This window comes from Microbulbifer mixtoriginis (SeqCode) (assembly GCF_052467945.1).
Window position 1 is genome coordinate 2,196,374 of record NZ_CP174328.1, and the last position, 14,796, is coordinate 2,211,169.

16 protein-coding genes and 1 pseudogene are annotated in these 14,796 nt (G+C 45.8%); 3 read left to right on the forward strand and 14 right to left on the reverse strand.

From position 1 onward, the window contains the following. Positions 1 to 69 precede the first annotated feature (69 nt). From ACJJIJ_RS09630 to ACJJIJ_RS09660, 7 genes and pseudogenes are all read right to left on the reverse strand, one after another. Entirely contained in the window at positions 70 to 267 is a 198-nt protein-coding gene (locus ACJJIJ_RS09630) for a hypothetical protein (protein WP_444939409.1), read from the reverse strand. Between the two features lie 287 nt (positions 268 to 554). Then, on the reverse strand, positions 555 to 677 hold the full coding sequence (locus tag ACJJIJ_RS09635) for a hypothetical protein (RefSeq protein ID WP_444905010.1): 123 nt from the start codon (positions 675 to 677) through the stop codon (positions 555 to 557). A gap of 102 nt (positions 678 to 779) precedes the next feature. Further along, positions 780 to 1,103 carry a hypothetical protein gene (locus ACJJIJ_RS09640; protein ID WP_444939410.1) on the reverse strand — a complete coding sequence of 108 codons (324 nt, stop codon included), beginning with the start codon at positions 1,101 to 1,103 and terminating at the stop codon, positions 780 to 782. Next, positions 1,103 to 2,047 carry a GIY-YIG nuclease family protein gene (locus tag ACJJIJ_RS09645; RefSeq protein ID WP_444939411.1) on the reverse strand — a complete coding sequence of 315 codons (945 nt, stop codon included), beginning with the start codon at positions 2,045 to 2,047 and terminating at the stop codon, positions 1,103 to 1,105. The genes ACJJIJ_RS09640 and ACJJIJ_RS09645 overlap by 1 nt, the downstream gene beginning before the upstream one ends. A 222-nt stretch (positions 2,048 to 2,269) precedes the next feature. After that, the gene (locus ACJJIJ_RS09650) at positions 2,270 to 2,800 is read right to left on the reverse strand and encodes an AAA family ATPase (protein ID WP_444939412.1); all 531 of its coding nucleotides are present in this window, start codon (positions 2,798 to 2,800) and stop codon (positions 2,270 to 2,272) included. Positions 2,801 to 2,877: 77 nt separating this feature from the next. Continuing rightward, positions 2,878 to 3,501: a LysE family translocator gene (locus tag ACJJIJ_RS09655; RefSeq protein WP_444939413.1), complete on the reverse strand. Its 624-nt coding sequence runs from the start codon at positions 3,499 to 3,501 to the stop codon at positions 2,878 to 2,880. Positions 3,502 to 4,823: 1,322 nt separating this feature from the next. After that, a pseudogene (locus ACJJIJ_RS09660) lies at positions 4,824 to 5,612 on the reverse strand (host specificity factor TipJ family phage tail protein); the annotation flags it as partial. A gap of 92 nt (positions 5,613 to 5,704) precedes the next feature. Here ACJJIJ_RS09660 and ACJJIJ_RS09665 point away from each other — a divergent pair. Next, positions 5,705 to 5,902 carry a site-specific integrase gene (locus ACJJIJ_RS09665; protein ID WP_444939414.1) on the forward strand — a complete coding sequence of 66 codons (198 nt, stop codon included), beginning with the start codon at positions 5,705 to 5,707 and terminating at the stop codon, positions 5,900 to 5,902. A gap of 731 nt (positions 5,903 to 6,633) precedes the next feature. Continuing rightward, positions 6,634 to 7,707, forward strand: a complete 1,074-nt coding sequence (locus ACJJIJ_RS09670) for a hypothetical protein (protein ID WP_444939415.1) — start codon at positions 6,634 to 6,636, stop codon at positions 7,705 to 7,707. A gap of 106 nt (positions 7,708 to 7,813) precedes the next feature. On the opposite strand, the gene ACJJIJ_RS09675 is transcribed toward ACJJIJ_RS09670, so the two are convergent. Next, complete coding sequence (locus ACJJIJ_RS09675; protein WP_444939416.1) at positions 7,814 to 9,067, reverse strand: Y-family DNA polymerase; 1,254 nt, start codon at positions 9,065 to 9,067, stop codon at positions 7,814 to 7,816. After that, positions 9,068 to 9,457 (reverse strand): LexA family protein, encoded by a 390-nt coding sequence (locus ACJJIJ_RS09680; RefSeq protein ID WP_444886463.1) that lies wholly within the window; start codon positions 9,455 to 9,457, stop codon positions 9,068 to 9,070. Between the two features lie 66 nt (positions 9,458 to 9,523). On the opposite strand from ACJJIJ_RS09680, the gene ACJJIJ_RS09685 reads away from it, so the two are divergent. Further along, complete coding sequence (locus ACJJIJ_RS09685; RefSeq protein ID WP_444886464.1) at positions 9,524 to 9,805, forward strand: helix-turn-helix domain-containing protein; 282 nt, start codon at positions 9,524 to 9,526, stop codon at positions 9,803 to 9,805. A gap of 548 nt (positions 9,806 to 10,353) precedes the next feature. Here ACJJIJ_RS09685 and ACJJIJ_RS09690 read toward each other — a convergent pair. The 5 genes from ACJJIJ_RS09690 to ACJJIJ_RS09710 form a co-directional block, all read right to left on the reverse strand. After that, positions 10,354 to 11,400, reverse strand: coding sequence for a leucine-rich repeat domain-containing protein (locus ACJJIJ_RS09690; protein ID WP_444886465.1), 1,047 nt, complete (start codon positions 11,398 to 11,400; stop codon positions 10,354 to 10,356). A gap of 106 nt (positions 11,401 to 11,506) precedes the next feature. Continuing rightward, positions 11,507 to 11,806, reverse strand: coding sequence for a hypothetical protein (locus tag ACJJIJ_RS09695; RefSeq protein WP_252082806.1), 300 nt, complete (start codon positions 11,804 to 11,806; stop codon positions 11,507 to 11,509). A gap of 93 nt (positions 11,807 to 11,899) precedes the next feature. Further along, on the reverse strand, positions 11,900 to 12,202 hold the full coding sequence (locus ACJJIJ_RS09700) for a hypothetical protein (RefSeq protein WP_444886466.1): 303 nt from the start codon (positions 12,200 to 12,202) through the stop codon (positions 11,900 to 11,902). A gap of 68 nt (positions 12,203 to 12,270) precedes the next feature. After that, entirely contained in the window at positions 12,271 to 12,723 is a 453-nt protein-coding gene (locus ACJJIJ_RS09705; protein ID WP_444886467.1) for a hypothetical protein, read from the reverse strand. A gap of 1,030 nt (positions 12,724 to 13,753) precedes the next feature. Beyond that, on the reverse strand, positions 13,754 to 14,293 hold the full coding sequence (locus ACJJIJ_RS09710) for a class I SAM-dependent methyltransferase (RefSeq protein WP_444886468.1): 540 nt from the start codon (positions 14,291 to 14,293) through the stop codon (positions 13,754 to 13,756). Positions 14,294 to 14,796: the final 503 nt, after the last annotated feature.

The following is a 14,796-nucleotide window of genomic DNA, read 5'->3' on the forward strand; positions in this document are numbered from 1 at the left end:
TAGCGATATCCTTCGAGGTATTTACCAACGTTGATATCGGCCACTGCGCCACCTCTTGGCCCTGCCTGACTACTTTAATAATTCTCTAAGCCGTTCTTGCTTTTCGGTGAGCGCATTTAAGTCATCGATTAAGTTATTGGTTGCTGCGTCCAGGGTGTTTATTTGCACCTTGAGGATATGCCTAAACCTCGGGTCAACTGCATCTGCAGTTATATCAATAGTGTTCAGGCAAGCTTGTATTTCGTCTTTGGTTTCTAAAAACGCCATTTTCAACTCCTTCTTTCTGTTGGTTAGGCCTTTATATTCCCATGGCCAGAAGTTCTTATGCGTCATGAGCACCCTGGGTTGAGGGGGCTCTCATGGACACTTAATTTTCTAGTGGAGCTTTTAGCGCCACAAAGGCAATCTATCAAAATACTGCATGCATATACAGTACCGATAACAAAAAGAAGACGGTGCCCACACTGGTGGGCTTAGGGAGTCAGGATATACAGGAGGATGGCGGGTGCCGGGGTGGCACCCTGTAAGGTTGGTAGAAGCTGGGAGGGTGCGGTTTATTCGTCCAGCAGTGCCAAAATCTGGGCTGATTCCTGTTCTGAGAACTTCAGCCCATACTTCTCCACTATCGCCATAAACCGCTGTACATAGATGGCCTGGACGGGCTCATAGGGTGGCATCCACTCGTCCGGGCCTTTGTCACCCTTGCTTTGGTTCCGGCCGTCATCGACCAACCATAGATTCTCAGGGTCTTCCGCAAACTGGCGCTTCAGCTCTACAGTCTAATTAGCACCGCCGTGCTCGTGCACCCAGGACAGCGGCACGATGTGTTCAACATCCAGGTCTGAAGCCAGGGTATAGAAGTTGTCGGTGTAGGGGTCTAACCAGAGGCCAGTGTCTACCGTGCAACCTTTCTCATTGGTGAAGCTGACCGGGGCCAGGGAGTATTGCACCAGAAGCTCATGACGAGTGCTCTGGCAATCGCCATCAGAGTCGGACCACTTCGGTAGCCACTCATGGCGGTCATAGCCGCGCTCTTCTTTGGCTTCAACTTTAAAACAGCCGGCCAAGGCAGCAGAAAGGAGGATAGGCAGTAAAAAGCGCATTATGTATTTTCACCAAAATTCGTTGATTTAAGCAGGCCACCGAATTTACTGGTTATTTCATCATCAATCAGCTCAGGTAAAATGCAATCTAAACTATCAAAAAACTCACCCTTTTTTCTATAACAAGAAAACCTACCATGCAAGGCCTGTTCTACCGCAAAAGCTTCACAAGAATCAAATTCCCAGTAAAACTTAATATCGAATTCAAGAGGACCTGACACGCCACCACTTAAGGTATTTGCACGTTTTTCGAGATTCGATGAATATCCGACCTTAAACTGATTAAATAACGGCTCTCTTGTTTCCGAATCAATATATTCTCCGAGAAATATAAAACCAACAGATGGAGTTTCATTTTTCTTACCCTGAAAAATCCTGATGAGCTCTTGAGAAAATGCCTCCTCAGGACTCATCCCACCCTGAACCAACTCCAGTATCTTTTCCTTTATTTTTTTGGCTTCTTCAATGGATACAGGCGCTTTATCCTTGACCTCTTTCCAGTATGAGTAAAAACAATCTTTTGCCTCACCCCTGGATCGTTTTATTTTTTTAGCATCACGCTCCTTTTTTTGAATTTTCATTTTTGACATGTAGGACTCAAAGCCAAGTGACACTTTAGTCCAATCAAACTCTCTTACCTTTTTTCGTTCTCCAGGTAGATCTTTTACTATGCTCGTAATACCACTTCCACATTCGCCACCTTTAGATACTACCAATGAGCCAATATGCGGGCATCCTTGTGACTTCGTAAACTCCCAAATTGTTCCAAGTTTTCTACCGATATGGCGCTGGGTGATATTTCTAATCTCAGTAACATTCGGGTTTCTATCTTTTATTAGTTCTGCAATCTCTTTATATCCAATTGTGTTCCCACTTGGGGCCAAATCGACCAAAACTGGATACATAAGCTCAGCAACAATTAGGTCTAACTCTGTATGATTCATAAAAACTACTTACTTTAAAAATCAGCTGGAATTATGCAACGGTACATAGCGCCGTGCCCACCGGCCTGTCCGGCACAACACTTTGTTAAGAGCCGAAATACTTGAACAGATGTAGTTACCAGCTATGGAAAAGTCGGCGATAACGCTGAGTGCAGCTGACCGAATCCTGAGACGCGCAGCGGCGGCGGATTTAGGTCAGCTGGAGCGACTTGTTAAAAAAATTCAGATTGAGTCTAAAAACGACGTAATTTGCTTGATTCTTTCTTTAGGATTCCCCCTAACTTCAACAACCTGAAACTCATTAGAACCTTCAAATTCATATATTAGATCTTGAAGCTGAATATCGACTTCCTTTCTCAGCTCTGGGCTTTCCGAATCAGGACATCTAATTCTATCAGGGTTTTCCACTGGGACAAAAATGACAATGTCGATTAGCTTCATCGCCTCTAGAATTTGTTCACGGTATTCTTCCAGTGATACCGAGTTGTTATTTATAGCATTTATATAAGCGACGAAATCTAATGGACAACGTTCAAACAACCTATTGTTCTGACTACTTGTTATCAATTCAATGGAATAGTCTAGCTGAGCTATAAAATCATCTTCACTTGGTGAGTCGCTGAATTCATGTCCCTTTTCTTCAAGCAGAATGTATGGCTCCTCTATAATTTCAAAGTTGTCAAGCGAAATACCAAGATCGTCTAAAATAGTTGTCTTTCCTGTGCAGTGTGAACCCGATATAGCAATTTTCATATTTTATTTCAATTGTTTTCTAACGCTTGGCAAAAGTGCGCCGTAGACGCCACTTGCAACCACTTGTTAGCTGCCGATTACCTTGATGCTGATACCAATATACAACCGGCACCGATGAATGTTGAGCCAAATACTTTACCTGCAATAGAACCTGAAAATATTTTGGCTGTTTTGTTCTTTGCTCTCTGCGCCAGATACGAATATGTAGATAGGCAGACAAACGATGAACACATAAAGCTCAAAACCAGCACAGTGAACTGTGGAAGCAATGACTCTGAAACTACTATGAACTGTGGGAATAATGCTGTTGTAAAAACAATCGCCTTAGGATTTGTAACGGAAACCAAAATACCCTGAAAATATAGACTGACAGTATGCTTCTTACCTTTTTTTGCTTGCTTTAATCCCATTGGCGTTATGCCTTTCCTCCATAGATTTATACCCATGTAGATAAGGTAAATTGCACCTGCGATTTTTAATATAGTAAAAGCAATAGCCGAATTGAGAACAATTGCACTCAAGCCTAAAACAGAAAAGCTGGACATAAGAAGTAGCCCAGAAATATTACCCAAAACCGTAATCAATGATTTTTTGAAACCATACATCAAACTGTTTGTTGATACCAACAAAGTTGCTGGTCCTGGAGTTGCTGTTGCCAACAAGGCAATCGAACAGAATGCTAACCAACTTTCTATTTGCATTAAACTCTCCATAGGCAGCTAACGCCCACAGCAGGGGCGACTGAAGAGAAGCGTAGGCCGTCCCGCAGAGGCCCCTATAGGGGCCGACGCTAACTGCCTGTGATTGTTAGCATGTTCACTATTTGACTTCAATATCATGACTTTCCCAACTTTCAAAGTGGTTAAACCAACTAAGGATGAAAGAGCCACTGGGAGCTTTTTTTACAAAGTAGCCAATTCCTTTGCCTGGCTGTTTGTAAAGGTTTACCTCACATGAGTACTCTGAAGCTCGGACATATTGTGGCGACAACGACTTTAGCACTTCTGGGATATCCTCATGCATTAAAGTGCGCTCTTCTCCATCCTTTATTAACTTCGAGCACTCATTAATTATTAGCTCGTGCTCGATACTGCCATGTTTGCTCAGAAGTTCTTTAGCCTCGCCGATTGAGTTAATAGAGTTTATATCCCACAACCAGACAAATCCTATAGTTAAGAATATAAGGATTGCTGAAACTCCAATAGTTCAAAGAAACAGCCAACGCAGTATTCTATATAAAAATTTCATATTTACTGAATGCTAACGAAAATAGATATGCGGAACCGTTAAGGAAGTTGGCGGTACCTTTGCGCAAGCAAAGGGAATGACAACTTTTAGGTTTCCGCATCATCGGGTTGTTATTTGTTGCTCGTGGCATTGTGTACAAATCCACTACAAATATCTTTCTTGCTACTGTCTACCACGATTCGGAGAGAGAAATTAGCAGCTCTAGGTTCGCGGCCTTGCTTCGAGGCGGCTGCGCCGTCCGCATCAACTTCGTTATGCGAGCGTCGCTGAAGCTTCGAAGCTTACACGAAGGTCGAACCGTTGACTATGGGCTCCCCCGCCAATACTGTTTTTTTATACAGAACCCCAATAATCATCTGCTATTCTTAACGGAACCCTCACAAAACTGGAGCGAGCGACCAATAACAGTTTATTAAAGAGCCAGTGGCTCACTATCCATTTGGCCACTATTTCTGGTATGGAGCCTTCAAGCTCCATAAAAAAAGCCCTTATTTACAGCAGCTTATAAACTGCTGTCTAAGTAGTAACCAGAGATAGTGAGCCATTGGCTCAAGTCGTCTGGTTCAACATCCCGCTCTTGAGCACATTTTACCCATAATTAAATCAATAAGTTAGGGGGATCTTTCTGTAGATGTAAGCCATGGCTCTATAACTCAGGCTCTCGCACCGGCGACACGCCCTCTCCACTACTGAAAACCGAAGCCAGTATCACTCACTCAGAATAGCCATAGCTGCAATAGAACTATGCCGGCTAGGCTATGTGCCGCCTCTGCAATCACCCCGGACTACCATCATCATCCGCATAAACCCGCTCATCGTAATTAACCGCAATCATACTCACCCGCTCGGTGCCACTGGGTTTAATATCGGTGATGAGTGCCGGGTGGCTCCAGCGCTCGGCCTGGCCAAACATAAAAAGCGGCGGTTCCATGCTGCCATCTAGTGTGGGGGTAAAATCCAGATTGAAATCTACCTCGATGACATTGGCGCTGCTGGTTGGCGCTGCCGTATAGAGACCGGATAGGGTGCCGTCTGGCTTACGCATGGCTAGAAAGTGCGTACCGGTGCCCCATTCCAGTTCCGCATCCAGGGTGATGGGTCGGCCATTAACCGCCACTACCCTGCCCGTCTGCGAGTATCCGGGGATATCGTCAGCGAGGGCGCAATAGCTCAAATAGCGGCTGTTGAGGCCATCCATTTCAGTCTTAAAGCTGTGGCGGGTGCGGCGGTAGCGCTGGGTGCGTCTTTGCCGCATGCCGAAGCGCCAGGCTTTGGTTTTATCGGTGATGCCGAATGCCCTGACTTTTTTCGGTGCTTGCCCCAGATCTCCCGGTAAGGTGCAGAGCACTGTGGCCGGTTTCCAGGTTTGCGGGTCGAAGTATTCCACCTCGATGCCATCCGGCTCGTCGGGGTCAAATAGCTTTATATCCCTTTCCAGCTCGCCGACCATATTGTCCGGCTGGTACATATGTTCGAACGCCGTGCGCGGGCCGTCACACACCGGAATAATCTGGCCATAGCCCACCGCTAACACTTTTTTCAGGGCTTCGAACAGAGTGGTTTTGTTATCGAATACCGCCTATCACCGCGCGTGCTCCACAGGGTTATACACGCACAGGTTTCAATGCCGTATGGCAGCGCGAGCAGCGTGCAGCTTTGGCCGCAGGCATCATCAAAGAGCGCTTCCGGTTTCACGACCTGAAGATTAAAGCCGCAAGTGACTTTGAGGGAGACGTGAAACACTTCACTGGCCATAAAACAACCTCCATGGCCGAGCGCTACAATCGCACCCCCGACAAGGTTATCCCGCTAAATAGGGGTGGGGAAAGCGGGGAAAAAGGGGGTGATGAGTAGAGCGCAGTGTACTGGGGATATATACACCTTCGAGCGTAGAGAAAACTGCCATGTGGTAAAATTCGTACACTGTATATGTACATTTTGCCCCAAAACGAAAAAACCCCGCACTTGGCGAGGTTTTAAGTCCTTGATAAACAAGGAAGAATCTGGGGTGGCCGACGGGGATCGAACCCGCGACCTCAGGAGCCACAATCAAACCTAAATCTCTATAACTATCATACATTTACAGGCCTTTATGTGTAAATATCAAGGTGGTTCAGCATCGCAATAAACCCCATGATTACTTAGCTGGTCAATTTTTGACACACTTAAAAGCTGTACACTTACACAGCAACTAGACTGCAATCACCGACAGTTGATCTCACTGAAAGATATAGGCAAGCAATATAAACGCCTGCCTATGCCAATTTCCTGTACTCTTTCAGCACCCAGACATAGTGACCCTTAACCAAGCGTTTTGTTGAATCCGTCCTGCGCTTGTATTGTTCCCCCAGCTATTTCTGGAACAGTGATATGTTTTACCGCTATTAATACTTTACAATCCCCTTCAGAGGCTAAGCCTGCTCAGAGGTTATGAAATGAAACACTGATCGGTGCATGACTTGCGCAAGGCGGCATGGCAAGTTTTCCTAACTGACCGAGCCCCATATCGCTGAAAAAATGCTGGGGAACAAACTGTCAGGTAAAATTAGATCTGCTGCTTATAAATAGGATATAAGGGATGTTGAATGAATAAAGTACACGTTATATTTTTAATTGGTCTTGTCACTTCAGGCGTAGCCGTTGCGGAAAGTTTTTATGAAGATGTTGGCATTGGAGTTACAAGTCCTCAAGCCACTTTGCACATCAAAGACTCAGGATCAAAAAAACCCGCGATACTAATATCTGGTGCCAGCTCTACTGAAGGTGATATTGCGGTCTTGAATGATGATACATTCCAGCTTGGAAATTGGATAGATTCTACCGAAAGCTATATTAACTGGCTGGAGATTGACACTGAAAATGTTAAGGAATCCGAGAACGATATAAAGGAATCCGGCCACAGTGAATTTGTGCCCGGCAACACTAAAACTAGATTGAAATTAATTGGCGACAATAGCCATTCAACTATATTCCATTATTCAGGTTTCATTCGACCCGAGGACCATAATGTAAATCTGGATAAGGAGTGCAAAGATACAGAATTGAATGAATGCCTACCATATAGGGAAGAGCTTGCACTGAGAGCCGTCTCTGACGGTGTTAACCCAAATAACAATGGAGCCGGTGCTCACTTCTACGGTAACCAGGATAGCCAGCATGGCGGCTGGATTGGTTTTTTTACGGATGGCAAAGCAAGGATGTCTATAAACAAACAGGGGCGAGTTGGTGTAGGCTCTAAAAATGTACTTGACGATTACAAAAATTATTTTAAGGGTCGCTTTAATATTATAAATCCCGAAAATGAGCCTGGACTCTATATCGAAGGTGCAGGGCCCGATGAAGGAGATATCGCGTGGAAAGATGGTGAATACCTTCAAATGGGAACATGGGAAGCCTCAATGGAGGACAATTTTGACGACAAAAACATCGAAGGCGAATTCCATGAAGTGGTGAGGATTACGCATGCAGGTAATTTCTCTGTCAAAAATCCGATCGAGAACGACGATTCTCCAGGGTATATACAGTTAGATACTTCTGCAGGAACTCCTCCCGATTCTGATTGTAATAGCTCATCCGATGTAGGTCGCATGACCATACATCAATCTGAATCGCTACTATATGTTTGCGCATCATCAGGCTGGAAAAGCTTGACCCTTTAAGAAGCCAGTAATGAAATATTAATAGTTTTACCTTTTATATCAGGTGAGCCATAAATCTCACCTGATTTAAAGGTTATTTCCTAAAAGTAAAATTTCCGCAATCGCTTCAAGTCACCACCCTAGGCAAATCCCCCCACCGGGTGGTATAGGCAGGCGATGTAAATGCCTGCCGCATCTTCCACTTTTTCTGGATACCTTCTGCCCCAAGAAACAACGTCCCGCGACCGAACTTTTTATTGACCCTGTCCATCGCCTGCATGGTCTGCCCTGCCCTGAGCGATTGTCCAGGGGTGAACAAATCACCCTGCCCCAGCGCGCGGGGGATAATTTCGATGAGCCCTACGCCTGCTTTCATAAAGCGGCAGCCGGGGCGGTACAAGTCCGCAATGGCTTCTCTCACCAGCCGCACGATTACCCGCGTGTCGTCGGTGGAGTATGGGGTCTGCACTACGGCGCTGCGGCTGTAGTAGTTGGGTTCATGGGGTGAGGTGTGCAGAAATACGTGAATCGACTTAACCATCGATTTCTGTGCGCGCAGTTTCTCCGCGGCCCTGCTGACATAGGGGGTCGCGGCTTGCAATATGGGCGCTAAGTCGGTGAGCTTTTCGCCGAAGGAGCGGGTGCAATAGATCTGCTTTTTCGCTGGGGGCTCTTCCTCCAAGCCCAGGCAAGGGATACAGTTTAGCTCTTCGATTGTTCGCTCAATATTCACGTTGATGCGGCGGCGCAGGATTTTCGGGTTGGCCTGCGCCAGGTCATAGGCGGTCTCTATACCGAAATCCACCAGACGCTTTGTAAGGCGACGGCCTATACCCCACACATCATTCACAGCTGTGCGGCGCTGCATCCACTGCCATTTCTCCTGCGTATCCAACGCACAGACGCCATCACACTTAGGAATTTTCTTGGCCGCGCGGTTGGCGAGCTTGGCCAGGGTCTTACTGGGGGCGATACCCACACCGACAGGCATACGGATGTTACGCCACAGGGTATTGCGGATCTTGCGGCCGTAATCCTGCCAATCCTCCTGCAGCCCGTGCAGATCTAGAAACATCTCATCAATGCTGTAGACCTCCACATTGGGGCTGAACTCGCGGAGGGTGGTCATTACCCGGTGGGAGATATCGCCATACAGCGGGTAATTGCTGGAGAAGATCGCCACCCGGTGCGCGCGCAGCAGGTGCTGAACCTTGAAGAAGGGCTCCAGATCGCCGATGCCCAACAGCTTCGCCTCCTTGGAGCGCGCCACCACAAAGCCATCGTTATTGGAGAGTACCACCACCGGGCGCCCACGCAGATCCGGCCGGAATATCTGCTCACAGCTGGCGTAACAGCTATTACAGTCCACCAATACCAGCATTCAGCGCGGCCGGTGGTAACGCACCGAAGCTTTAACCACCCCCTCCACAATCAATTCCTGCCCTTCCCAAATGGGGATTGGGGCATAATCATCATTTGCAGAGAGCAGCCGCCCCTGCTGCTGGTCCAGCACCTTGCAGGTAAGCTGGCCGTCCAGGGCCACCACCACCACATCACCATGAGCAGGGGTTAGAGAGCGATCGACAATCAATAGATCCTTATCAAAGATGCCAATCCCCATCATGGAATCCCCATTCGCCCGCGCCATAAAGGTCGCCGCCGGCTTGCTGACCAGATGCTCATCTAGGCTGAGGGCCGCCTCCTTGTGGTCATCGGCGGGAGAGGGAAAGCCACAGGCAACGCCGTGGCCATAGAGTGGAGAAAGCTTCATTCTGGAAACCTTGAATACTGTATATTCATACAGTTTATTACCAGAAGGCAGCAATCGGCAAGAGCAATGGATGACTACGAGGCCGGAACACTGGGCGAACGCCTGCGCAACGCAAGGAAACAGGAGGGGAAAACGATCGCACAGCTGGCTAGGCAGCTGGGGCTGGCGCCATCTCAAGTTTCAAAAATGGAAACAGGCAAGCAGAAGATACCCGCAAAGCTGCTGCCGGCTTGGTGTGAGGCGGTGGGGATTACCCTGGCGGAAGTGTACGGGGCCGAGAACCTTCACCACTTTGCGCAGATCCCCTTTCCGCCACTTATAGCTCGTCTATATGCACAGCTACCATAGGAATTTCGCTTGCATATTCACCGAGTAATCGAAAGTAGTTACCAGCTTTGGACGTCGCGCTGCAACGCCTTGTTAGCATTTTGTCTTGTTTTCCCCTCTAACACCTTTCCAACGCCATATTTGTACTCGCCCAATTTTCTCTATAGAAAATTATGGAATCATAGTGCACAGTCATTTCATCACTTCTCAATAGGTATGGGAATTTGGCACTTTTAGAAAGAAGGCCCTCATAACGTGTTAATGCATGGTCTTGAAATGCATAGTACTGTCCATAATTAAACTTATCGCAGTCTTGGCTGTAACGATCCAAAAGGATATTTACGAAGTTTGCCTCTCTGCTGTACCCTTCCATTTCATAAAGTAATCTGTCTCTGCCTTCCATAAAGGCGGAAGTCGTAAACCCTAAAAAAAACCCGGTTACGATTAGCGTGCCGATTCTCAAAAACTTCATCTATATCTCATACGAATGCTAACGTCACGGCCTGCGGCAAGTTTGAAGCGCAGCGGAAAATTTGTCCGACAGTAGCGTCTTGTTAGCCCTGACATACCTAATTAAACAGAAATCGTTCATGCGAATACTCTTCAATGCCTTTCTGCTTCATCATACTTTCCATCTGTTTATTCTTTTTGTCACTACCGAAGCCGAACAATGCTTTCTTTAAGGACTTCAGTTCCAACAACTGATCGTATTGATCTGGAGCCATATTTTGGGCACATACATGAATAAACTCTTCTAAAGCTGGGGCTTTGAACAAACCATCTAAATCCTCCAGCCCTTTCATTGTTTCCAAATATATCCTTCTTAATTTTGTAAGATTACTTAGATCTGGAAATTCGTCTACGTTTCGAAGTGACTGGAGAAATAGATACTGCAGCCCGGTGAGAGTTGATATTACAGAGATATCAGATAGACCTTTGATCTGCCATAATTCCAAGTATTTCAGATTTTCCAAACTTTCAATCGCACTAAGATCTTTTATTCCGCCAAGCTTGATATCTAAAGACCACAATCTACTGAGTTTTCGTAGAAAGCTAATGTCCTTTGGACTAACAGACCTTAGAGTAAGCTTCTCTAGAAATTCGAGCTCACCTACTATTTCAATATTTTTGTTTTGCCCCTCGATATACAACTCTTTTAGATATGGTAGATTTGACAAGCCATCTAACTTAGGTTTCTTTGACTTTGTAGCGCCGAGAAATAATGCCTCCATTGATTGAGGCAGGGATTCTAGGAAATCAAAGTTATCTAGATTATAAACACCTACAGATAATGACTTTAGTGCTTTCAAATGCGTGATATTTTCTAGATCACTTACTTCTCTTAGACAATCGATAGACAAGGTTTCAACAGATGGTATATAAGCCAGAGTACTTAGGTCGCATACTTTCGAATAATGACCATAGATCCTTATCTCAATATCTGGACGTTTAGGTATCAGGAGATCATTAAGTAGTTTCCAGCTCTCAGTAGTAATAGGACCGCAAGTCTGTATTACTTTCACTTTTAGATCATTTACAACACCGTCAATACAAGACTCTGAAATGTCATCTTGTATTTCCAACCTATTAACTGAGAGTGTTCTAGCTATGGGCATTCTGTCTCCTAAGAAGGCTAACGCCTAGCACACGGGCGGCCGAAGCAAAGCGTAGGCCGTCCAGCCCACATATTTTGTGGGCAATCGTGCTGCTTTTTGTTATGCATTAGCCTCTCCGCCAGTCTTTAATAGTTGCAATAAGTAGGGCTATGAAAATTACTAGAAGGAAAAAGGCAACACCATAGCCCACGGCACCATCTACTTTAGCTCCTTTGGCCTCCCAATGCCCATAGGTTATAAGCTGATATAGCATTGCAAAAGATATGAAGCCACTAGTAAATACAGCTAGTAACATATGCCGCAAATTGAAAAGCTTTTTCCCAAAAGCAAGCTCCCCCCATGAAGGAGTCTCGATTTTTCTATCGAGGCCTTTTCGACGCCATCGACGGTCTTTGAGATTAGACATAGTTTTTATTCATAACGCCCAGCTAAACGGCGAGCGTTAGCGAGTCCGGTGGATGCCACGCTTTTTGTGGACGGAACGAATTTCAGCGGCTTGTTAGTTGGCATGTCGGTGCGCCCACTTTTCATGAGCATCTACTTCATTGCCAAATTCTGCTGCCATTAAAAGATTCCGCCAATCTGTTTTAGCAAGATTGATAGCTTCGAAGCTCATCGATTTTTCAGTTGCAAGCCTCAATACAGCGTATCGGATGCGCTCCATTTGCTTAGGTGTCCAGCCTTCACATGACAGTGCTTCAGTTCCACATTCAATTTCTAGCATGTCACAAACCTCAAGAGCTTCTCTGGACTTATACAGAGAATGAACAAGATTTTTAGTGTCTTGACTAAGTTCGCTCATTGCTTATGCCTACTAACGCCTAGCTCACAAGAAAAATGCGAGCGAAGCGAGTAGTTTTTCCTGTGCAGCTACTTGTTAACTGCTTTTACTCTTTTGTATATATCCATTGGAAACGGATACCCCCAGAGCTCTTCGTATTCTTTAGCGCCATACTTTTCCAAAATTCTATCAGCCTCTTCAAGATACTGTGATTTCAGTCTTAATATTCGCGTTTTGAAACGTTGAGCACATTTACCTCTATCCCAAGGCTCATCCATTAGCTCATTATCAAACTCATACACTTGAATTAGAACGTCGTCACCTTCGACGGTAAATCGAAGCTTTGTTCTTCCCGGCTCATGGTCAAACCCACAATCCGATTCCGGTACGCCATTAAGCAAATCGAGAACAGCTTGAGAAAGCTCTGCGAAAGCATCCGACAAATAAGAGATCGAATCGATTTCATAGGTTTCCCCATTGCACTGTAACGTGGAGTTGGCCCATCCGTGATCCTCAATGTTGTACGCAAGCATGAATTTCATACGCAGTTAACGCCTGCCGCACGGGCCGGAGGTGCGAAGCACCGAAGGTCCAGAAAATGCGCAGCATTTGCGGTCGTGCCGGCACTTGTTATGTATTTTTATTTCTGTGGTTCTATAAGCCACTGTGAAAAACCACCTTCTTCACTTGTACTGCACGAATAGACGAAACCGAATTCATATGATTTTGGCATGTTTTTCAGGTATGCCCCCGATTTTGACATATAGCGATGAAAAGGTTCTACGCTATTTTCTTTTTCAAAGAAGACAGAGTAATTAGAGTTCCCAGTTATACAACAACCATTACCCTCACAAGCTACCCCCTCAGAGATAGAAACCTCGACCGCTACTTCAGAAGTACTAATTACGGTCGCATCGCCTTTACAAACACATGCGCCAGATGCCATGGCGTTACTAGAAATTATAAATAGAAGTAGAACTATCGATTTCATAACGGCCTACACATAACGCCGCCGGCAGGGGCAGCTTACCTTGTGCACATTTTGCGCGACAATGGGAGCGCAGCGACCTGTGCAAAATTTGCACAAGGTAAGCTGTCCCGCGGAGGGCCGTAGGCCCGGAGCCAACTGCCCGGCTTTGTTATGTTTTTGGGCACACATATGACTGAAAATACTGCTCCATTTGATATTTTGAGTGCAACGCAACCTCAGTACCTGACGGACTGTATATTGTATTTGCTCCACGTCTATACGCGTCTGATTTTGCTTTCTCAGATATAGAATTTTCCGAATTAGCTCTTACCGAATACCAGTGGACTTTTCTGCACCCCTCCGGGGCTTCACTTACGATTACGACATTGTGGTGCGCGCGCTGCATGGCACACGCTGAAACACTGATTGTCACCAATACAAAAAATATTCGGGTCATCATAGAAACATAACGCCCGCAACAGGGGCAACCAATGCTGTGCACCTTTTGTGCAAAACTGGGAGCGCAGCGATCTGCACAAAATATGCATAGCGTTGGGTGTCCCGCGGAGGCCCGAAGGGCCAGAGCAACCTGCTTGCGTTTGTTATGCACGGGCAGCCCTAAACTCCAAAATAGTTTTCGGCATGCTATAGCGATCTATAGTCTTTTCCACAATGAACGAGATATCCCATTTCTTGTTGAAGAGCCTACTTAAGTCAGCTTTGTCGAAGAAACGCTTAGCTTGATTATTTACAATGAAGAGGTTCGATTCAACTTCAGGGTAACCAGTTGCTCCGTAGTTGGTATCATTTTTCGAATTTACTCGGCCTATTAACATACCACCAGGCGTTAATACCCTGTAAAGTTCGGATACTATCTCTTCAGTTTTATTCCAATCGAAGTAATGTAAGCAAAGACTTGCTACGACCACTTCAAAACTATTCGACTCATATGGCAATGGCTCGCTATGATCTAGCTCTTCAATATCCAACGGATCATTTCGCACCAAGTCAGTCGCTATCAGTTTACTCGCAATAGATCTAAGAATCTGCGTATCTATACCCGTACCTGCACCAAGCTCTAGAGCTGACTTCCCCTTTATCTCTTTTACCCAGCTGTCAAGCCACTTGTAATCAGATTTCATATTAGATTCAGTGCATAACGCCTCAATAACCCGCAGCTGGAACGCAGCGAAGCGGAGTGTAAGCTGTCGGGCGCCGAAGGCGCGTAGTTAATTGATTTGTTAGTTGCTTAACTTCCAAGTGCCTCATAGGAGACCCAAGCTAGAACTATAACTAAGCACCCAAAAGCAAACCAGTGATAGTTTTTGGCTGCCTGTAGGTCAACCGCAACCATCGGGACGTATAAGAATTTAAGAATACCGCTAGATATAACAACCAACACAGAGGCAAAGACTGGCCACCAGGTTTTAGCGAGGAGAGACCATAGCAAGACTACGGGAACACCAAAAGTTACCAGTAAGCTCTCAAGTGCTGTACCAGCGTAGTGCTGCTTAGAGTAACCACCACAGTTTGGACAAATGGCGGGGTGCAACGCGCTGGAATTGAATTTACCCCAATTCGAAATCACCTTTTTATCACAGTGTGGGCATTTATGTTTCATTATCTTCATTAAGAGCAACTAACG